14 protein-coding genes are annotated in these 21,220 nt (G+C 61.9%); 6 read left to right on the top strand and 8 right to left on the bottom strand.

What is annotated here, in order from left to right:
* Positions 1-104 precede the first annotated feature (104 nt).
* The 6 genes from miaB (at position 105) to lnt (ending at position 6,664) form a co-directional block, all read left to right on the top strand.
* Positions 105-1,478 carry a tRNA (N6-isopentenyl adenosine(37)-C2)-methylthiotransferase MiaB gene (gene miaB, locus BLV45_RS01630; protein ID WP_090528017.1) on the top strand — a complete coding sequence of 458 codons (1,374 nt, stop codon included), beginning with the start codon at positions 105-107 and terminating at the stop codon, positions 1,476-1,478.
* Positions 1,479-1,524: 46 nt separating this feature from the next.
* Entirely contained in the window at positions 1,525-2,598 is a 1,074-nt protein-coding gene (locus BLV45_RS01625) for a PhoH family protein (RefSeq protein WP_090528013.1), read from the top strand.
* A 39-nt stretch (positions 2,599-2,637) separates the two neighbouring features.
* Positions 2,638-3,096 carry an rRNA maturation RNase YbeY gene (gene ybeY / locus BLV45_RS01620; protein ID WP_090528010.1) on the top strand — a complete coding sequence of 153 codons (459 nt, stop codon included), beginning with the start codon at positions 2,638-2,640 and terminating at the stop codon, positions 3,094-3,096.
* A gap of 16 nt (positions 3,097-3,112) precedes the next feature.
* The gene (locus BLV45_RS01615) at positions 3,113-3,769 is read left to right on the top strand and encodes a gamma-glutamylcyclotransferase (RefSeq protein WP_090528007.1); all 657 of its coding nucleotides are present in this window, start codon (positions 3,113-3,115) and stop codon (positions 3,767-3,769) included.
* 256 nt (positions 3,770-4,025) lie between these two features.
* Positions 4,026-4,919, top strand: a complete 894-nt coding sequence (locus BLV45_RS01610; RefSeq protein ID WP_090530942.1) for an HlyC/CorC family transporter — start codon at positions 4,026-4,028, stop codon at positions 4,917-4,919.
* 59 nt (positions 4,920-4,978) lie between these two features.
* Positions 4,979-6,664 carry an apolipoprotein N-acyltransferase gene (lnt, locus tag BLV45_RS01605; protein WP_090528004.1) on the top strand — a complete coding sequence of 562 codons (1,686 nt, stop codon included), beginning with the start codon at positions 4,979-4,981 and terminating at the stop codon, positions 6,662-6,664.
* 216 nt (positions 6,665-6,880) lie between these two features.
* On the opposite strand, the gene BLV45_RS01600 is transcribed toward lnt, so the two are convergent.
* The 8 genes from BLV45_RS01600 to BLV45_RS01575 form a co-directional block, all read right to left on the bottom strand.
* Positions 6,881-8,644, bottom strand: a complete 1,764-nt coding sequence (locus tag BLV45_RS01600) for a ShlB/FhaC/HecB family hemolysin secretion/activation protein (protein WP_090528001.1) — start codon at positions 8,642-8,644, stop codon at positions 6,881-6,883.
* A gap of 47 nt (positions 8,645-8,691) precedes the next feature.
* Entirely contained in the window at positions 8,692-9,342 is a 651-nt protein-coding gene (locus BLV45_RS01595; RefSeq protein ID WP_245753093.1) for a hypothetical protein, read from the bottom strand.
* Between the two features lie 123 nt (positions 9,343-9,465).
* Positions 9,466-10,173 (bottom strand): hypothetical protein, encoded by a 708-nt coding sequence (locus BLV45_RS01590; protein ID WP_090527998.1) that lies wholly within the window; start codon positions 10,171-10,173, stop codon positions 9,466-9,468.
* A gap of 7 nt (positions 10,174-10,180) precedes the next feature.
* Positions 10,181-10,450 (bottom strand): hypothetical protein, encoded by a 270-nt coding sequence (locus BLV45_RS26900; protein WP_143130375.1) that lies wholly within the window; start codon positions 10,448-10,450, stop codon positions 10,181-10,183.
* Between the two features lie 462 nt (positions 10,451-10,912).
* Positions 10,913-11,674, bottom strand: coding sequence for a hypothetical protein (locus tag BLV45_RS26895; protein ID WP_143130374.1), 762 nt, complete (start codon positions 11,672-11,674; stop codon positions 10,913-10,915).
* The gene (locus tag BLV45_RS01585; protein ID WP_090527995.1) at positions 11,631-11,825 is read right to left on the bottom strand and encodes a hypothetical protein; all 195 of its coding nucleotides are present in this window, start codon (positions 11,823-11,825) and stop codon (positions 11,631-11,633) included. The genes BLV45_RS26895 and BLV45_RS01585 overlap by 44 nt, the downstream gene beginning before the upstream one ends.
* 19 nt (positions 11,826-11,844) lie before the next feature.
* Entirely contained in the window at positions 11,845-12,096 is a 252-nt protein-coding gene (locus BLV45_RS01580) for a hypothetical protein (protein WP_090527992.1), read from the bottom strand.
* The gene (locus tag BLV45_RS01575) at positions 12,093-21,158 is read right to left on the bottom strand and encodes a two-partner secretion domain-containing protein (protein WP_090527989.1); all 9,066 of its coding nucleotides are present in this window, start codon (positions 21,156-21,158) and stop codon (positions 12,093-12,095) included. The genes BLV45_RS01580 and BLV45_RS01575 overlap by 4 nt, the downstream gene beginning before the upstream one ends.
* Between the last annotated feature and the right edge of the window lie 62 nt (positions 21,159-21,220).

Raw genomic sequence — 21,220 nt, 5'->3', positions numbered from 1 at the left:
ATGGATGGCAACAGCCACAAGCGCTGCTTCAGCGCCCCGTGCAGTTCCTTCGTTCCCCCTTACTACCGCGCCCCCAGGTTAACCACTGCGACCGGCGAAATTCGATGACCAAGAAAGTTTATGTAAAGACCTTTGGCTGCCAGATGAACGAGTACGACTCCGACAAGATGGTCGACGTACTCGGCGCGGCTGAAGGCCTCGTGAAGACCGATTCCCCCGAAGACGCGGACGTCATTCTCTTCAACACGTGTTCGGTGCGCGAAAAGGCGCAGGAAAAAGTCTTCTCCGATCTCGGCCGCGTGCGCGAGCTGAAGGAAGCGAACCCCGATCTGATCATTGGCGTCGGCGGTTGCGTCGCAAGCCAGGAAGGCGCTGCGATCGTCGCGCGCGCGCCGTACGTCGATCTCGTGTTCGGTCCGCAAACGCTGCACCGCCTGCCGCAGATGATCGACAAACGCCGCGCAAGCGGCCGCGCGCAGGTCGACATCTCGTTCCCGGAAATCGAAAAATTCGACCATCTGCCGCCGGCGCGCGTCGATGGCCCGAGCGCGTTCGTGTCGATCATGGAAGGCTGCAGCAAGTACTGCAGCTACTGCGTCGTGCCGTACACGCGCGGTGAAGAAGTGTCGCGCCCGCTCGACGACGTGCTCACCGAAATCGCCGGCCTCGCCGACCAGGGCGTGCGCGAAGTCACGCTGCTCGGGCAGAATGTGAACGCATATCGCGGCACGCTGACGCTGGGCGAAACGGAAATCGCCGATTTCGCGACGCTGATCGAATACGTCGCCGAGATTCCGGGCATCGAACGGATTCGCTACACCACGTCGCATCCGAAGGAATTCACGCAACGTCTCATCGACACCTACGCAAAGGTGCCGAAGCTCGTGAGCCACCTGCACCTGCCGGTGCAGCACGGCTCCGACCGCATCCTGATGGCGATGAAGCGCGGCTATACCGTGCTCGAATACAAGTCGGTGATCCGCCGGCTGCGCGCGATCCGTCCGGACCTGTCGCTGTCGACCGACATGATCGTCGGCTTCCCCGGCGAGACCGGGGAAGACTTCGACAAGATGATGTCGCTGATTCACGAGATGCAGTACGACACGAGCTTCTCGTTTATCTACAGCCCGCGCCCCGGCACGCCGGCCGCGAACCTGCACGACGACACGCCGCGCGAAGTGAAGTTAAAACGCCTGCAACATCTGCAGGCCACGATCGAGGAAAACGTCGCGCGCATCAGCGCGGCGATGGTCGGCAAGGTCGAGCGCATCCTGGTGGAGCGCCCGGCGCGCAAGGACCCGAACGAGCTCGCGGGCCGCACCGAAAACAACCGCGTGGTCAACTTTCCGGCGCCCGTCGAGTCGCACGCGCGCCTGACCGGCCAGATGGTCGACGTGAAGATCGTCCAGGCGTATCCGCACTCGCTGCGCGGCGAACTCGTGCTGCTGCACGACGACGTCCCGATGACCACGCATTAAGCCACTTCCCGAAGCGCAACGAAACCGACAGGATCGACCCACCGCCTTGAAGACCACTCAGCAGCATCTGGAATTCACCGCGCCGCGCGAAGACAACGCGCGGCTTGCCAACCTCTGCGGCCCGCTCGACGAAAACCTGCGGCAGATCGAGCAGGCGCTCGACGTCACGCTGCAACGCCGCGGCCATCGCATCACGATTCGCGGACGCGGCGCGAAGGTCGCGCTCACCGCGCTCGAGAACTTCTACAACAACGCGCGCGAGCCGCTGTCGGTCGACGATATCCAGCTCGCGCTCGTCGAAGCGCGTCACCCGGCGCGCCCCCGGGCAAACGGCGCGAACGGCGCGGATAACGTGGATGCCCGCTTTCCCGGCAACCCGGATCACCCGTTCGACCAGCCCGCCGACACCGGCGACGAAGACCTGGAAGAACTCGGTCCGAAGCTGTACACGCGTCGCGCGGATCTGCGCGGCCGCACGCCCGCGCAACGCGAATACCTGAAGCAGATCGTCTCGCACGACGTGACGTTTGGCATCGGGCCGGCCGGCACGGGCAAGACGTATCTCGCGGTGGCGTGCGCGGTCGACGCGCTGGAGCGCGACCAGGTGAAGCGCATCGTGCTGACGCGACCAGCCGTCGAAGCCGGCGAGCGTCTCGGGTTCCTGCCGGGCGATCTCGCGCAGAAGGTCGATCCGTATCTGCGTCCGCTGTACGACGCGCTTTACGACCTGCTCGGCTTCGATAAAACCGCGAAGATGTTCGAGCGGCAGATGATCGAAATCGCGCCGCTCGCGTACATGCGCGGCCGCACGCTGAACCACGCGTTCATCATCCTCGACGAGGCGCAGAACACCACGCCCGAACAGATGAAGATGTTCCTCACGCGGATCGGCTTCGGCTCGAAGGCCGTGGTGACCGGCGACACGACGCAGGTCGACTTGCCGCGCGGTCACAAGAGCGGCCTGATCGAAGCGCAGCAGGTGCTCGCGAACGTGCGCGGCATCGCGCTCACGCGCTTCACGAGCGTGGACGTGGTGCGTCATCCGCTCGTCGCGCGCATCGTCGAGGCGTATGACGCGCATTCCGCGAAGACCGCCGAGAAACCCGCCGACGCGCGCTGACCGCTGAACCATCGAACCGACGCAAAGAAAAGCATCCGCATGAGCCGCGCTCCGAAACTTTCGCTGAATCTGCAGTTTCCGGCTTCGAAAGCCTTCCCCGGGCACAAGGCGATCCTGCCGCGTGCGACGGTCGCCGGCTGGATCAGGGCCGCGCTCTTCGCGGATGCCGAACTGACCGTGCGCCTCGTCGACGCCGAAGAAGGCCGCACGCTGAACCGCACGTATCGCGGCAAGGATTACGCGACCAACGTGCTGACCTTCGCGTACGCCGAATCGGAAGACGATCCGGTGACGGGCGACCTGATCCTGTGCTGTCCGGTGGTCGAGAAAGAAGCCGCCGAACAGGGCAAGTCGCTCGAAGCGCACTATGCGCACCTCGTGGTTCACGGCACGCTTCACGCGCAGGGCTACGATCACGAAGTCGAAGAAGAAGCGCAGGAAATGGAAGGCATCGAGACCGACATTCTCGTGAAACTCGGTTTCCCCGATCCTTACTGACACGCCGGATTTCACCGTGAGCGCCCGTTACCCCAGCCCCGCTGAACACAACACCGCGCCCTGCCCGGACTATCCGCCCGCGCTCGGCGAATCGCGGTTGCTGACGGACGCGGAACTCGCGGCCTCGCTGGAATGCACGCTGCGCTCGTGGGACCACAAGAGCGACCTGTGGCTCTTCGGTTACGGCTCGCTGATCTGGAATCCCGGGCTGCCGACCATCGAAGCCACGCGCTCGAAGGTACACGGCTATCACCGCGGCCTCTATCTGTGGTCGCGCGTGAACCGCGGCACGCCGGAACAGCCGGGTCTCGTTCTCGCGCTCGATCGCGGCGGCTCATGCACCGGCATCGCGTTCCGGCTCGCCGCCGAAGGCGCGATGCCGCATCTCGAAGCACTCTGGCGACGCGAAATGCCGATGGGCTCCTACCGGCCCGCATGGCTGCCGTGCGTACACGCCGACGGCCGCCGCGTCGCGGCGCTCGCCTTCGTCATGCGTCGCGACGTGCCGAGCTATACCGGCAAGCTGCGCGACGACACCGTGCGCACCGTGCTCGGTTGCGCCTGCGGCCGCTACGGCACGACGCTCGACTACGTCAGCCGCACCGTCGCCGCGCTGCGCGAAAGCGGCATGCCGGATCGCGCGCTCGAGGCGCTGCTCGCCCGCTGCCGGTAACCGGACGCCGGCCGCCGGCCAGCGGCGAAATGCCCGTCACCCACCCGAACCGCCCGCATTTCTGGCGAAAAATCCTGTCGCGCAGTTTCCGTGTCGGGGTTGAAGCGCGCGTCGCACGACCCGCGCGGCTGTTTCCGGGCATCCTCGGGCGTGGCGTAGCCATCCGGCCAGGTGCGGCCGGACACGGAGCCGCCATGTGCGTGGTGTATCCTTGATGCTCTGCCATCACGCGCCCAGCGTTGCCGGGCGCACCATCATGAACGACACGTATCCCAGTCGACGCCATACCGACAAACCGCCAGAAAAGCGCTCGCTCCTCGAGCGGCTGACCGACTTCATCTCGCCCGAGCCCGACTCCCGCGGCGAACTTCTCGAAATCCTGCAGGACGCGCACGAACGCAATCTGATCGACGCCGATTCGCTGTCGATGATCGAAGGCGTGTTCCAGGTGTCCGAACTCTGCGCGCGCGACATCATGATCCCGCGCGCCCAGATGGACGCGGTCAACATCGCGGAAACCCCTGAAGAATTCATGCCGTACGTGCTGGAGAAGGCGCACTCGCGCTATCCGGTGTACGACGGCAACCGCGACAACATCATCGGCGTGCTGCTCGCGAAAGACCTGCTGCGCTACTACGCGGAAGAAGAGTTCGACGTGCGCGGCATGCTGCGCCCGGCCGTGTTCATCCCGGAATCGAAGCGCCTGAACGTGCTGCTGCACGACTTCCGCGTGAACCGCAATCACATCGCGATCGTCGTCGACGAATACGGCGGCGTCGCGGGTCTCATCACAATTGAAGACGTGCTGGAACAGATCGTCGGCGACATCGAGGACGAATACGATTTCGACGAGGAAAGCGGCAACATCATCGCCTCGCCTGACGGACGTTTCCGCGTGCGGGCGCTGACCGGCATCGAGCAGTTCAACGAGGCGTTCAACACGCACTATTCCGACGAGGAAGTCGACACGATCGGCGGGCTGGTCACGCATCACTTCGGGCGGGTGCCGCACCGTGGCGAAAAGGTCCGCCTCGACGACCTGATCTTCGAGATCCTGCGCGGCGATGCGCGGCAGATTCACATGCTGCTGGTGCGCCGCGACCCGATGGCCGGACAGCGCGAGCGCGACGCACAGCACGTCCAGACCTGATTTTCGCCGACGTATCCCGTCTTTCCTTCACCTTCACCTTTACCGCCGACCGCGTAACGATGGCCGACCCGACCTCTTCCCGTCTGCGCCGTGGCGTGACGTCCACCACCGCGCAAGCGGGCGGCCGCGCGCTGCCGCGCTGGCATTACCTCGTTGCGCTCGTTGCGGGCGCGGCGAACACCCTCTCCTTCGCCCCCACGCCGCATGGCGGCTGGCTCGAACTCGCGCTCTTCGTGTTCCTGTTCGCGTGGCTCACGCGCGCGACCGGCTGGAAAAGCGCGGCGCTGACGGGTGGCGCGTTCGGCTTCGGCAATTTCGTGACCGGCGTGTGGTGGCTGTACGTCAGCATGCACTTCTACGGCGGCATGGCCGCGCCGCTCGCGGGCACGGCGCTGGTGCTGTTTTCGCTCTATCTCGCGCTGTATCCGGCGCTGGCCGCGGGCGTCTGGTCGTTTTGCGCCGGACACGCGCGTAACGGCCGGCTCGGCGACAAACCGTTTTCACCGACGTGGCACGGCGCGTTCGCGTTCGCGAGCGCCTGGGCGATCGGCGAATGGGCGCGCGGTACGGTGTTCACCGGCTTTCCGTGGCTCGCGAGCGGCTATGCGCAGGTCGACGGCCCGCTCGCCGGCTTTGCGCCCGTCGCCGGCGTGTACGGCGTCGGCTGGGTGCTGGCGCTCGTGGCCGCGCTGATCGTGCAGGCCGCGACGCGTTCGCGCGGAACCACGGGCGGCGGGACGCGAACCGGCAACGCACGCCTTGTCCGCACGCTCACGCCGGCCGTCGTCGCGCTCGGCCTGCTCGCGGCGGGCATGATGCTGCCCTGGGTCCAATGGACGGTGCCGTCCGGCGCACCGCTTTCCGTGCGGCTGCTCCAGGGCAACGTGAAGCAGGAAATGAAGTTCGAGGAATCCGGCGTCATCACCGCGATCAACGAATTCCAGCAGATGATCGTAGCGAAGCCGGCCGATCTGATCGTCACGCCGGAGACCGCGATTCCGGTGCTGGCCCAGCAGGTTCCTCAATCGTTCGCCACCGCCGTGCGCCAGTTCGCCGACTCGACGGATTCGTCGATCGTGTTCGGCGCGATCGGCGGCACGATCACGCCGGAAGGCCAGGTCGTCGACTATACGAACAGCCTGTTCGGCATCACGCCGGGTTCGCGCGACGTGTACCGCTACGACAAGCATCATCTCGTGCCGTTCGGTGAATTCGTGCCGTGGGGCTTTCGCTGGTTCGTGAACCTGATGCGTATCCCGCTCGGCGATTTCGCGCGTGGCGATCCGGTGCAAAAGCCGTTCATGGTTCACAACCAGCCGATAGCGCTCGATATCTGCTACGAGGACATCTTCGGCGAAGAGATCGCGCGGACCGTGCGCGAGAGCGACGCGTCGCCGGGCGTGCTCGTCAACTCGACGAACCTCGCGTGGTTCGGCGACACGATCGCGCTCGACCAGCATCTGCAGATTGCGCGGATGCGCTCGCTGGAAACCGGCCGGCCGATGCTGCGCGCGACGAACACCGGCACCACGGCGGTGATCGATGCGCAGGGCAAGGTGATCGCGCGCCTGCCCGTGTACACGAAAGGCTCGCTCGAAGCGACCGTGCAGGGCACGGCGGGGGAAACGCCATACGTGACGAGCGGCAACAACACGGTGCTGGCGGTTTCGCTGCTGCTGCTCGCATTCGGGTTTGCGTTTGGGCCGGGGCGGGAACGGCGCGAAAATGAGGAGTCGGGGGGATAAGGCGTTGGCTTTGGGTGCCGTGGGAGGCAAAGGCGCGCGCTTTCGCCTCTTCGTTGACCTGTTTTTTGGGAGCGATGGCCGACTTTCTTGTTACTCGCGCAGATCAGGACCTCACATTAAACAAATTGACCCGCGTCAATTGCCTGGTTTCATCGGGCTCGCCATAAATCAGTAGCGCGCGGCGCGTTATACCTGTCTTCGTCGAATGAAAATCAACTAAAACTGCGCAGTCAGCTGAAATCCAGCCGTCACACGCGCGGTCGGAAAATCTGACGGTTTGTAGATCGGCGTACCCACGAAGACGTCGTAGGAGTACGCGCCGAAGCGGGTCGGCAAGCCTCCGCGCAGGCCGACCACCGCGCCGGCGAGTTGCGTGCCGGCGAGAAACGCTGTGTTCGGCCCGAGCACGTGACCGTAGTCGATACCCGCGTACACCGCCTGCCCCGTCGCACCTATTGCCGCCTGCAGTTCGTTGCGCCAGTAAAAACCGCGCTCGGCCGCGAGCATCGTTTCGCCGTCGAAACCGCGTACCGTGTAGCGACTGCCGATTGTCAGGTCGTCGATATAGAACAGAGTGTCGTTCGTGAACTGTCCGTGTAGCGTCGTCACGTATCGCAAGTTCTGGTTCGCGACTGCGAATGGCACCGAGAGATTCGCATCGAGCACGGCCATGTGGAAGCGATACGTCGGACCGCCGGATTGCACCAATGTGTCCGGCGTCGCGCCGAGCCAGCCGATACCCTGCCGGTATGCGAGACTCCCGTCGAACTGGGCCGCGCCGAAATAATGCCGATCAGTCACGCCGGCCTCGACGAACGTATTGTCACGGCGCTGTTGCGAAATCTCCGCGTCGTCGATGAAACTCGCCCCCCAGCGCTTCGTCAACTGGAACTCGACGCCAAACACATCGTTCTGTGTGCGGCTCACGACGCGCTGGAGCTTCGCTCCCAGCGTCTGCTGGTTGCCGCTCGACACGAAAGTCTGGTTCACACCCGCGATCTGCTGATAGTACGTGTTGGCGTTGCCGGATACGGTGGCGGTCCAGTAGCCCCAAGGCACTGAATAGAAGCTGTTGAAGCCATGTGAGCCGAGACGCTTGTCACCAAGTTCGAGATCCTGATTCGCCCCGATGTTGAACAGATCGTTCAGGCCGAGTGGGTTGTCAATGCCCAGCGACAGATTGCCCTGCAATTTGCCTGTCGCGCGTTGGCCGGAATTGTCGACCGACGCGACGACGTTCCATGGTTTTGCGCGTTTCACGTCGATCACCACATCGCTTTCACCGGGAACACTGGTCGGCTCGATCTGCATCTCGACATCCTGGTTGGGAACGCGCTTCATCTGCTCAAGCCCCTGTTCAAGATCGCGCAGGTTCACCACGTCACCGCCTCGAGCAGGGAATGCTGATTTCCACGTGCCACGCGTAACCGGATCGGCAAAGCGGATCTGCCTGATCACACCGGGCACCAGCGACAAACGTAGCGTGCCCGTCGACAGGTCCTGTTCGGGGACCAGCACGCGGGTCGTGACGTACCCGCGACCCAGGATCAACTGCGACAGGCCCTTGACGATCAGCTCGACGCCCTGCTTGCCGACGCACTGGCCGCTGTAGTGGTCGAGCCATTCGCGAGCGAACGCAAAGCGGTCCTGCGGCAATGCCGACGCTCCCTGCGCACGTACGGCGTCCGGCAGCGTGGCAGGCACCTCAAGTGCGAAGGTATTGACCCGAAAGCACGGCTGTTCAGAAGGCAACTCTGGGTACATTCCAACCAACGGTGCGGCAAAGCGTACGCCCGGCGCATTCAGGGTTCGCTCGCGTTCGGCCGCCTGGCGTTGTTGCTCGATGAGCTGCTGTTGCTGGGCCGAGCTGCGTGCCGCATTTGCGAAATCGGACGAGGGTGGCGACAATTGGGCTGAGGCGTCGAGCGCAACAAACGCGAGGCCGACTGACAGGGCGGTCGCAATGCGCGAATAATGCATTGAATTTTTCTCTATTATTTTTTATGGACTTGACTGCGTGCCGCCGTTCACGGCCCCCGTCGTGTTGTGGTCTCCGTGTCGGGCGACGGACATTTAGGCGCGTAACGTGTTTGCACAGGTTCGTCCAGTCCGCCTGCGTCGATTCGGCGAACCTCGATCGAACAGCTATGCGACTTGCGTCCTTCTTCCTGCAAAGCCATGTACACGTCGTAGTCTTGCCCAGCGACCGGCGTGAAAGTCATCTCGTGCGGCTTGCAGGACCACGAATAGCCGCCATACTTGCTGCTACCTACGTCACCGGCTGTACTCATCGATAACGTGATCGGCTGCCCAGCTGGAACGACGTATTCCCGGATTATGTCCTTGAAACGCAGGCCTTCAATACGCATCCACGACCGAGGACTCTGTGGCATACCAATCACGACGCTGCGTGACGAGTATTTGTAGCGTGCCCAGAAACCATCATCTACGCTGACCCGCTGCGAGTCGCTCTGCCACGCATTCGAGTAGCACGCGCCCACTCTGAACGAAGCGGCTTGCAGGTCGTTGCCTGACTGGATACGCATGCGCGCCGATACGGTCGAATCGTAATCGGGCGTTGCAGTAGTGACATAGTGCGTTGGCGTGCAACCGGCCGTGAATATGAAAATGCCACCTGCCGTTAATGTACGGACAAAAAGCTGCAAATTGCGCATCATCGCGCTTCCTCAATTTTCAATTGTTCTCCGAAAGAATAGAAAAAGTAAAGTGTCATCACGCCGGATTGAACGACTCTACAAACAGCGAACTCGGTCCTATGGCTGGGCTTGCTGTTTGTTACGTTAGCGACTCATACCCATCATCTTCCCAGCGATATTTAATGGTGCCGGGTAGACGATCTGCTGCTTGTCAAGAACACAAGTCAGCAACTCATAAGCCACGCCATATTCACCAAACTCAATATATTCGGCGACGTCGTTGCGATCTCGTTCAGATATTTCTCTTTCAACTTGCGCGAGCGATTCACTCATCAATCGCTCAATCTCGTCATAAGGTTCTTGTTGAACATCGCTATCACCACCGTTTTTGAGTATCGCATTACCGGGCACATACCCCGACCAACTATTCGCACTATTCGCATAGAGATTTGCTAACTCAGAAATCAAACACGAATCTGGACCACGCGCGACCGCATCCCACGTCCGCATACCTATGCCTTCGAGCAATGCGTTGAGCTTTTCTGTTCCATTGAAGTACAAAGCGTCCCAAACGATATCGGTCGGCAACCCATTCTCCATATCCCCCTGCCTCAAGAGGACTTCGAGTGCTTGCACATCTCGGCGTTGCGAAAGCTCAGGTCTGTGCGTAGCTTCAATAAGCCCACACCTTAGATTGATGCAAAGAAAGTCCAATACCGCTTGCTTCCATACTTCAGGATTGGACCCATACTGCCCACCCAAAAAATCCGGAAAGGCTGCATTCGGCGTGAAGTCATCTAGAGCAGCAACAATGAGTTGCCGCTGGTAACTATTAGCTGGAAACGAGAACATTGGCTCCTCACTCGCCGGGAAATTTGAACTTAGCCACATTGCCATTGTTGATGTTTCTAACCGCTGCGCTGTTGATTTCAACGGTCGCCGTAGTTGTCGCCGTTGCTGTGGAAGCCTGTCCCGCAGGTCGATAAGTAATGGCTGTTCCGTCGGGCATGATAGCAACCCAACTCCCTTCGCCCGTAATGTTATTCACGACCTTGACCGGCATCTGACCGTTGAACGCCGCCTTTGCGAATTGCTCTGCTGTTGCGCTAGGGTTGCTGGTCGGCTCCATCGGGATCGGCGTACCCGTCCCGCCAATCCCGGCCGGTAACTTTCCATCACGACCCAGGATCGAAGACGGAACTTTAGTGTTTGCTGGATCGGATTTCCCCGACTGATTTGTTGAATTGCTCGCGCTCGACGCATCAGTACTACCGTCCCCGACGCTAAAAATAGCATTACTGGGCCCATACGCGGCAACGACTCAGCAGACGCAACTGAACAACACTCGCAAACAACAACCCCGGCCAGCGCCGGGGTTGTTGTCAACTCCGTATTTTCATCCAGGCCATCAGCGCAAATGCTAGCGATATGAAGAAAGCAAGTCGAACTACAGCAGCTACATCACGCAATCCCGGAGAGTAATGTAAGCCATTAAAAGTAGCGTACAGGTAACTGCCTCCAACCCACGCGATCGAACACGCAACCAACCAAATACAACTCGTGCGCAAGAACACCACGGCTAATCGGCCAATCATTTCCCGCTCCCTGGTTTTTGCATATTGCTGATTGTGCTTTGTATGATTTCCTGCATCGTTCCGCCAAGGAATCCTGCACCGATAACTGCCGTATTGTTTGGGTTAAAAATATTGTAGCCACCGCCTGACCAAACCCCAGTGCTAACCCAAGATCCTGCGTTATCAATAGTTGGTCGCATCGCCGAATTGATCGTGTTCCCCGTAAGCAAACCTGCGCCGTAACCAACCGTGCTAAACGCGCCACTTGTAATGCCCGATCCAATGATGCTGTCGTTCTTGCCATATACAACGTTATTGATCGCCGTACCTGCCGCACCACCCGCGCCGTTCACAAACACATTCCACGCCAGCCCGCCATATGCACCTGCCATGCCGGTACCAAAGCTGGTTGCCAGGTCCACCGGGTTGATCGTCCCATTCTGAAGGTATTGCGAACCCGCACTGATCAACCCTGTCCCAACCGGCGAGACCCACGTACCCGAACCTAGAATGCCGCTCGCACTAAAGATTGGTGCACCTGGCAAAGCGGCCAACGCCGGACCCGCAGCAAGACCGCCCGTTATCAGCGCCGCAGCGGCGAGACCCGCAGCCGGATTAGCAACCGCCCCTGGAAGTGCCGCCTGCTCCGGCGTCAATGAGTGATTGCTATTGCCATACAGGAACGGACTGTTGTACTCCGCCGGCGTCGCCGTGAACAGTCCGTTGCTGTTCTGGCTAATAAGTCGCGTCGCCACCAGGCCCCTTGCTTGCTGCTGCATCGACCAGACGGTAACCGTTCGCCAGCAACATGTTCTGCGCCTGATCCGCCGTGATCGACTGGCCGGTCTTGTCCTCGTAGAACTGTGCAAACTGTTTGGCGTTATCTTTCGCCCATTGCCGCTCGTCCGGATGTAGCTGCCGGTTGTACATGTCGATGATTCGCCCGGATTTATCGGCCAGACGCCTTCTTTTCGCAAAACCACGTCACTGTGCCCGCAAAGAAGCCCATGAATACAATGAACAAGGTCATCCGGCCTGCACGCTCCCATGTGGGCAGCCGGTAGGGAATGTCATTCAATAGCCATTGAAGGGCAGGGCCAACTGCCAGCTCAATGATGGCGACGCCAAGTCCCATAACAATTAGCCAGAGCAACACGTAGTACATCCAGCGAAACAGTTCGAAGCTAGTCTTGGGCTTCATTTATTGGTGGCTCCATCTACTTTGTTTTGCACCGCTCCCCCGGCCTTCTCCTGCGCAACACCGCCCAAGGCGGCACCAGCCCACGATGGAATTAGGCTCTCCGGCACATACTTTGAAATCCCGATCCCAATATCTATCCATTCCTGGCGATACCACGGATTCAACGCCTTGTTGAGACCAGACTCAGCAGCGGCGCCAAGTGGATAGCCCACAGCCGTTCCCGCAGCCGCGCCTGCCATCGAACCATTCGGGTTCTGACCGGCGATTGCCGAGCTAGCCAGCGCTCCGCCGGTATTGATAAGCAATGCGGGTATAAATCCCATTCCGGTAGAAGCGCCGCCAGTCAGACCCGCCATTCCGAAACCCGCCCAGTCGAACGGCTGGCTGTTGTACAACTGGACACCGCCATTTGCAGCCATCCCTATTGTGGAACCTGCGCCCATCATCCCCAATGTAGCGAGCCCCGCGCCGGTCACAGTACCCAATCCAATCATCCCTGCGCCAGCAATCGCAGTACTTATCGGGTTGTTCTGCACATTACTCGTAACGAGGCCATTGTACGTTTGCCCGTTGGTGCCTTGCGAAAGACCAAGTGTGTACGCGACCTGATTCGATGCTATGTACTGGGAGTTATATCCGTGATTCCAGTAGTTCGGATCGATCGATGACGCATTGCACTCAAGCATCTGGCAACCAAGGATAGATCGCACCTGGTAGTCATGCACACCACCGTCAGCCTGTGCCGTCTGCCCATCAACGTTACGCTGCAACTCCGCAACGATTCGGCCTTCAGCATCTTCAACCGAAATACCGAGTTGCTGTGCGACCAACTTAGCTTCCTTCTTGGCGAGGTCGTATTCGCTCTGATGCAACTGCCGGTTGTACATGTCCGTATTCGACGCGGTAAAGGCACCCGCATTGCCACCCACGGCCGCCCCCGCCGCTCCGGCCACGACGTTTGCAATACCCTGCCCCAGCATTCGGTCGACGGTGGCATTGCCGGTCGGATCCGCATCCGCAATCGTCTGGCTCAGATCATTCAGCTTCGGCGCCAGCGTCGCAGACAGGCCCGCACCGGCTGCACCACCCAGCGCGTCGATGGCCCCGCCTCCACCCAGTCCGCCAATCACCGCACCCGCAACAATGTGCATACCAACACGATCCGCACCACCTTCCGACCAGTCCGCCGCGTCCTGCTGGTATTGAGCGGCCTGGTCTGTTTCCCCCAGCAGGTTTGCCGCTTTCGCACCGTCCTTCGCCGACTTCTCACGATAGTCCGCATAGGTCCCAACATCCTTCGCCACTGCCTCGCCAGCCGCGTTCGCCGCGTTCATCACATCGGTCTCTTTCCCCAGCACCGTGCTCACATCCGGCAGCTTCGCGACCGTCCCGTTCAGGCTCGACGTATCGCGATTCAGACTGGCGACGTCCTGTGTCTGGCCCGCTGCGTTGGTCAGGGTGATCGTGCCCGGGCTGACGGCGCTCTTCGCCGTGGCACTCGAATGGCCGCTGTCGGACTGACCGATCATGGGCGTGGCGCCCTGTGTACTGGCGCTGAAACCGCTCGTCGACGAACTGTAATCCGAGTGATTCTGAATGTTCGAATACGTCAAGGTGCCTGTGGTGAGCGTGTTACGCGTGGGGTCCGCATCGCTCGCAATGTACGCCCCCGTCAGGTCCGTGTTGCCCTTCACGTTGATGTCGAAACCGCCGGTGCCCGCCTGAATCCCCGCCTGCTCGCTGACCGCCGCATAGCTGCCGCTCGCGCTGCCGTGCTGGCTGCTGAAGCTCGCGCTGCCGCCGCCCTGGCTGATGCTGAACCCGCCGCTCGTGCTTTCCTGATGGGCGCTACTCTGCGTCGTGTCCTGTATCGATGCGATATTCAAGTTGCCGCCCACATCCGCCGACACGTGCTTGCCGCTCACATCCGCACCGATGATGTTCGTGTCGCCGCCCGAGACGATCAACACGGCATTGCTCGCCGTCACATGCGTGTTGTTCTGGGTTGCCGCATCCGAATTCGCGTCGCCATGGGCATTGGACATCGAGGCCGATACACCCCAGCCTTTGGTGCCATACGACACGCCAACGCTCGCGCTGCTCGATTTATTGGTGCTACGGGTCGAATCCGCGTTCGTCGAGTTCAGCAGATTCACCTGGTCTTTTGCAGTCAGCGCAACGTCCTTTCCGCTCACGTCCGAGCCTGCAATAGTGATGTTGCCGCTGCCCGGCGTGTCGTTACCAGTCGCCGTGAACGCCACCGTGCCGCCTGCTTTCACGGTCGAGCCTGTCTGCGTCGCCTGGTCTTCCGTGAAGGTGTTCTTCGACTGGCTCGTCCCCCAGCTCAACTCGATGCTCACGTCCGGCGTGCCCCCCGAAGCGAGCTGCCCGGCTGCATCCCCCGCATTGCCCACCGCCGCGATCGCGTGCAGCGCCTTGGCACGCCCATCCTGACTGTCGCCCTCGGCGTGAGCCTGGTCAACTGCGCTGGAGATCGCCTGTCCCACGGACCCGCCTATACCGAGCGTAAATCCACTCGTCTTCGTCTCCTGCGTTTCGTCGTGATGATTCGTGCCGGTCGCCGCATCGATGATCACGTTCGCCGCCGTACCCGTTACATCCTGCGCCGCGATCACGTCGCTGCCGGTGATGTGCAGGTTGTTGCCCGCCGTCATCCTCACGCTGCCGTTCGTGCTGCCGACCAGACTGCCGTTCTGCGCCACCGAACTGTCGTTCGTCGTGTCCTTCGTATCGCTCGTGCCATACGAAATACCCGCCCCGCCGGTCGCACCAAGCCCCGACTTCGTTTCCTCATGAAAATGGCTGCTCTCGCTCGTGTCCTGCGTGGTCGTGATCGTCAGGTCGTGTCCGGCCGACAGCGCCATGTCGTTCGTCGAAGCGACGGTCGACCCCGCGATTGTCAGGTCGTGGCCGGCCATTGCGCTCACCGTATCGCCCGAGACGGTCGAGCCGGCCGCATCAACCGTGTGCGAGGACGTCCGGTCAGTCGTTTTGTCGCTCGACAGGAAACCCGAGTGATCCGTATGCGACCAGCTCTGCGAATCGTGGGTTTCGCTCACCGAGCCGATCGTCACGTCGCCAGTTGCAGCGAGCGTGGTCACGCCACCGTTTGTCGTACCGTCCGCAGCCGTGGAACCGGTCGTTGCGCTAGAACCCAGCACCGACAGATTGCCACCGCCGCCCGGCGCATCCCCGGCCACACTCACGTGATACTGCGATAGCAGCCCGGAAGCAGTCGCCGTCTGGCCCGCGCCCAGCGTCAGGTTGTTGCCGGCGTTCAGGTTGCTGCCCTGTACCGTCTCGTCGTAGCTCGAACTCGTGTGCTTCGACAGGGGTCCGCCAAGCGACTGCTCATTGTGGGAATGCGTATCTGTCGCCGCCGTCACCGTCAGATTGTTCGCCGCGATCAGCGTCGCATCGCTACCCGACTTCACTGTGGCATCGGTGAGCGTGGTGTCGCCGCCCGACACACTCGTGAAGCTGCCGCCCGTCGTGATCGTGCTACCGACATTCTTCGTCGTGCCGTCATGGCCGCCATTCAGCCCGTCGTTGGTGCCCGCGTCCTGCGTTGCCGCCAACGTCGTCGTGCCAACATTGATATTCCGACCCGCACCGACGAATGTGTTGTTGCCCGACTGGATCGCCGCACCGGCAAGGTTCACATCACGCCCGGCCAGAACCACCGCATTGTCAGACGCCGAGATCGTGCCGGTCGCCTGCGTGCTCTGGGAAGACGCGCTTGAAGTGAAGCCGCCCTCGTGCAGCGTGTTCGAAACGTTGGAGGTCGCCGTTTCGTCGACCACATCCCGCCCGGCCAGCACCACGGTTTCGGCACCACCGATACGGCCACTCACATTGCGCACATCCTGAACAGCCGCGACCGTCGTCGTGCCACTACTGCCGATCACGCCACTGTTGACGATGTTGTTGCCGAGCACGGTCGTCGCCACGTCGCTCACGATGTGGCCGCTATTGCTCACGTCGCCCGTGGCGTTCAGGCTCACCGCGTTACCCGCGACGATTGCACCGCTATCCTGCAGGTCGACGGTGTCGCCCTGTGCCAGATAGAGCCTGGGCACCAGCACGGTCTGCTGCGTGCCATCCGGCAAGGTCACGGTCTGCGACACGAGCCAGACCATGTCGGTCGTAAGCTGCTGCATCTGCGCATCAGTCAGCCCGACGCCCGGGGTCAGATCGAACGCCTTCGCATACGCGACGCCGTTGTTCATCAGCGCCGTGTATTCGTCGAGATTGTCGGTGTACGAACCCAGAAACGTGCGACCGGTCAGTTGCGTGACCTGGTCCATCACCAGTTGCTCTTCATAGGCGCCATCCCCCAGCCGCTTCTCCGTGGTTTGCGGATTCAGGCCAAGCGCGCTGAGCATGTAGTTGCTCGAGATGAAACTGCTGTAGCTTGTCAGGCGCGGATCGGTTGCGATCAGGTACGTCGAGCCGGGCAACGTCTGGTATGTGTACAGCCCGTTCACGGGCAACGTCAGGTTCGGAATGCCACCCGAGGCGCTACCCAGGGTCTGCGGACGATGCGTCTGTCCCGACAGGTTGCCGAGCTGCGTGCCCGTCGCGTCGCCGCCGGTCACGCCGGAGCCGCTCACGGTCTGGCCAACGCGATTGACGCTTGCGACATTAATGGTCTGTGCGCCGGTCTGCACCGCGCCATTGGCCGTCGCGATCGCGGGCAGCGCCGCCACGGTCGTCGTACTCTGCGTGATGCCGTCGTCGACAACCTTTGTATCGGAGTCGCCGCCTGTCTTCTGGTGCCAGTAGTAGGTCGACTGCGCATCCTGCGTGATGGTCTGCTGCAGCACCGTACCCGTGTCGTTCACGCTGCCGCCCGTGGCGCGACGGATGAGATCACCGCCCGCAGCCATCGTTGACGAGGCATTGTTGATGGCGCCGCCGTCCGAGTTGATACGGATCGCGCCCTGCGCCCGGAGAGTGGCCTGCGTGCCCGCGCTCACGAGCTGGTCGGTGGTGCCAGTCGTCGTCACCGTGCGCGACATCTCGGCGTAGTCGTGGCTGTCGGTGCCCAGGTCATAGCGCATCGACACCTGGTCCGGGCGGATGTTCGTGCTGGGGTTGTAGTCCGGCCAGAACGTGATCGTGTACGTGCTGCCGTTATCGGCGATGCTGTTGTACCACTGGGTCGCATTGTTCGTGATGGTGCGCGTCGCGCTGGTGTTTTCGTAGTGGCAAAAGTCGTGACTGTTGCAAACCTGAACCAGCGGAGTTGAGGCACTGACGTACGTGTCGGTCAACGGCTGCGTAAGTGAAAACGTCTGGGCCGTCGCATCCAGGTTCGTGACCTGCGATTTGGGCACCGTCACCGTAATGGGCTGCGCAAGCTTGCCGATGCTCTCCGTGCCGATGCCGCCCGGATTCCAGTTCCACTGCGAGTACACCGAACTCTGGTAGGAGCCGAGTTCATCGATCGACATGCCCCCCGTCCAGAGCGTAAGCGTTGTGGAGCCGGTATTCTGCGCGGCGCCGGCCTGCGTAACGACGCCCGTGCGAAGGTTGTTGACGGTGTGCGCGGCAATGTCGATGTCACCCGCCGCCTCGATCGTCGAGGCACTGTTCGTGAGGGTGCCGGTCTGGTCCGCGAGCATGCCCGACCCATCGCGCACACCGTCCTTTGCGATTTCGAGGTTCCCCGCGCTGTAGATCAATGCACCATCGGTGTTCGATACTGAATTGGACGCGTGGATTTTCAGCGTCTGTGCGGCCGCGATCACGGCCGCAGCACCACTGTTCTGCACATCGCTGGCATTGACCTGCACGGTATTGCCGATCACCGTGCCCGTGTTGGCAAGCGTCGAGCTGTTCGTCGTGACCGTGTTGCCCTCGATACGGCCCGCGTTAATGAGCGAGCCCAACGCGTTGACTGTCGTGGTTGTGCCGTCGATATCGGCGCCGGCCTGGTTGACCACGCTCGCGCCGGACACTGTCGTGGCGCCGCCTGCGGCAAGCGCGCCGCTGTTCGTGAGCGTCCCTGTCGCCGCGACCGACAGGTTACCGTCCGCATGCAGGCTGTTTGATGCGCTGTTGGTGTAGTCGCCGGTGGCCGTCAGCGACAGGTTGCCACCCGCTGCCATCACGCCGTCACCGCTCATCGCGCCACTCGCCGTGATGTCCCGGTTGGCCCTGATCGCACCACCTGCGTTGGAAAGCGATGCGACCTGCACCGATATGTCCTGGCTACCTTCGAGCGTGCCACCATCGTTTGTCACCGTGGCGCCGGACTGGTTGATGTTCAGCGCCGTGCCGCCGTATATCGTACCGCCCGAATTATTGAGGCCACCCGACACGTTCAGGTTAGCTGCGCCGCCCGCGACAAGCTTCGCGTTTGCGGTATTGGTGAGCGTCTGCGCGTCAACCGTCACGTCTCCGTTACCGCCCAGCGTGCCGCCGGTATTCGTGATGCCAGTGACCGCCGTGGCCGCGGTCGAGCCATCGCCGCTGTTCGTGAGCATGCCGGAGGTGTTATCGATGCTCGCGGCCGAAACAGTCGCCGCGCCATGCGCTCCGTTCGCCGAAATCGTGCCATTCGCATTCGAGAGCGCGCCGCCGGCCATCACCGACAGATTGCCGCCTGTTTGCACGGAGCCCGCGCTGTTGTCGAACGCGCCCTGCGTGGTCGCCGTCAGACCAGCCTGCCCGTAAAGCGTGCCGCCGTGGTTCATGACGCCATTGCCCGCATCGAGCGTCATCGCATCCTGCGCAGATATGCTGCCCGTCGTGTTGTCCAGGCTTGCGGCCTGTGTGTTGAGCGCACCATTGGTCGCGATCTGCCCGTTGACGTTCGACAATGCGCCCAGCGTCGTGACAGTGAGTGTCCCCGTGCCGGCGTGCTGGATTATCCCGCTGTCGTTCGTGAGTGACTGCGCTGATACGTTGAGGTTATTCGCATTGGACGCGATCGTGCCGCCCGTATCGTCAAGCGTGCCGCCGACGGAAACGCTCTGGTCGGCGCTTCCGTACTGGCGGATGTTGCCGCCATTGCGATTGACGAGGTCACCTGTGGTCGAAAGGGCCAGCTGGTCGCCTTCGATCGTGCCCGTGGTGTTGTCCACCGAGACGGCCGACACCGACGTGTCAGAACCTGAGAGCGTACCGCTGCGGTTGCTGAGCGCCCCGCTGACCGTCATGGCGAGATTGCCGCCTGCGGCGATGCTGCCAGCATCGTTGACCAGCGACTGGGCGCGCACGCTTGCGTTACCGCTTGCGTCGATTTGCCCCTGGTTCGAGATCGAGGCTGCGGACAGGTCCAGCGCACCGTTGCCGCCGATGACGCCGCCTGTTGCGCCTGTGGCCGTGGTGCCCGTCGCATTGACGAGCGCGCCGCTCGTGCTCACGCCCAACCCGTCCGCGTTTAACGAAACAACACGGCCTGCCGTATTGTCGAGCGAGGCGGCATTGACATTCTCATGCCCGGCCGCCTGGAGGATGCCCTGGCGGTTGTTTACGGCGCCAGCGGTATGGATGTCGAGTGTCGACTGCGAAATGATCTGGCCGCCCGCGTTCGACAGGGCGCCAGCCACAATCGTTTGCCCGCCGGACGCGGCAAGCGCACCGTTGTCATTCGTCAACGTCCCCTGCGCGTTCGCTGACAGCGTGCCGCCTGCGGTGGTAGTAGCACCCGTGAGGTTCAGATCGCCCGCGCCCGCGCTGAGGGCGAGGTTACCGTTGGCCGACGTCTGAGCGCCCGCGAGGTTCATTGACGCCCCAAAAAGGGACGCGTTGCCGCCCGCCGCGTTGTGGCCCGTCGCCGACAGCACGCCGGATGCGGACACGTTCAGGTCGCCTGCGTTCGCAATCGAACCGTCGGTGTTGATCCCGGCGCCAAGCGTGCCAGTCGAGGCGACGGTGCCCGCGTTGACAGTCGTATTCTGCTGCGCGGCGAGCGTGCCGCTGTTCGTGAGGTCCGCGGCGGTATTGATCGATATGCCCTGCTGTGCGTATGTGGTGCCGCTATTGTCGAGCCCACCGGTGGCCGAGAGCGCCATATTGCCGCTTGCGGTGGTGCGGCCCGACAGCACAAGACGACCTTGCGTGGTGAGTGTCAGGTCGCCCACCTGAGCGGCAATGACACCTTCGTTCGAAACGCCCACGCCATGTTCGTTACTGGCAAGAAAAATCCGGTTCGCATACATGCCGCCGAGCTGGCTCACGTCAATCGCAACCGAAGGAGCGGCGCCGCTCCCCGCGATCGGTGTTGCCGCGAGCGTATCGTGATCGACGTGGTTCGCGCCCGTGACGACATTCAGCGTGTTGCCGTAGATCGCTGCGTTTGCCTGCACGGCGCGGGCAATCAGGTCCACCTGATCAACGTTAGACGCGTTCAGCCCCTGTCCCTGAACCGCCACCAGTCCACCCGAAACATCGAAGCCCGTGAGTGCGCCACTTCCATCAAACTGAGGAACACCAGTCGTCAGGATCGCGCGGCTGGTGTTGATAAATCCGCCCCCGTCGATCACCAGACCTGATGGGTTTGCCACCACCACCTCTGCCCGGCTGCCTGCCACCTCTACGTAACCCCGTAGCTGGGATGGATTGAGGCTGTTGACCTGATTGACGATGATGCGTGCGGACTGGCCCGGGCCGAAATTCGGATTGCCGTTGACATAGCCCGCCTGCTGCGTGTTCACGACTGTGGGCGAGTTATTGAGGATCGCCCCGCTTTTCTGAACGTCGAACTGGCTATAGGTATTCATCGATACCCCGCCGCCCGACGGTCTGTTCACATTGACCTGTGGCAGACCGTTCTGTGTCTGGATCACCGACGGCGCGTTGGTGCCACCCGGCACAATCTGCGCATGTACCGCCGTCACCGCACCGGCCAGCATCAATGCACCCAGTGCCGCGTGCCGCAACATGAACAGCGAAACCGCCGGGCGCGTGGAAGAACGATGCGCGGTGGTTTCACCCCGATCTGCTTTGCCTGTCGCAACAGCCGTTTCGGCGACAGCGACCAGCATGCCCCGCGGCCTGCTGAACACAAGCCGGTAGATATGATTATTCATCGTCCGTTGTCCGGATTTTTTACATTTTATTGACTATTTCATACTACGAATTACTTTTCGAA

The sequence above is a fragment of the Paraburkholderia sartisoli genome (assembly GCF_900107685.1).
GTDB lineage: Bacteria > Pseudomonadota > Gammaproteobacteria > Burkholderiales > Burkholderiaceae > Paraburkholderia > Paraburkholderia sartisoli.
This window is presented reverse-complemented; position numbering and strand designations above follow the sequence as displayed.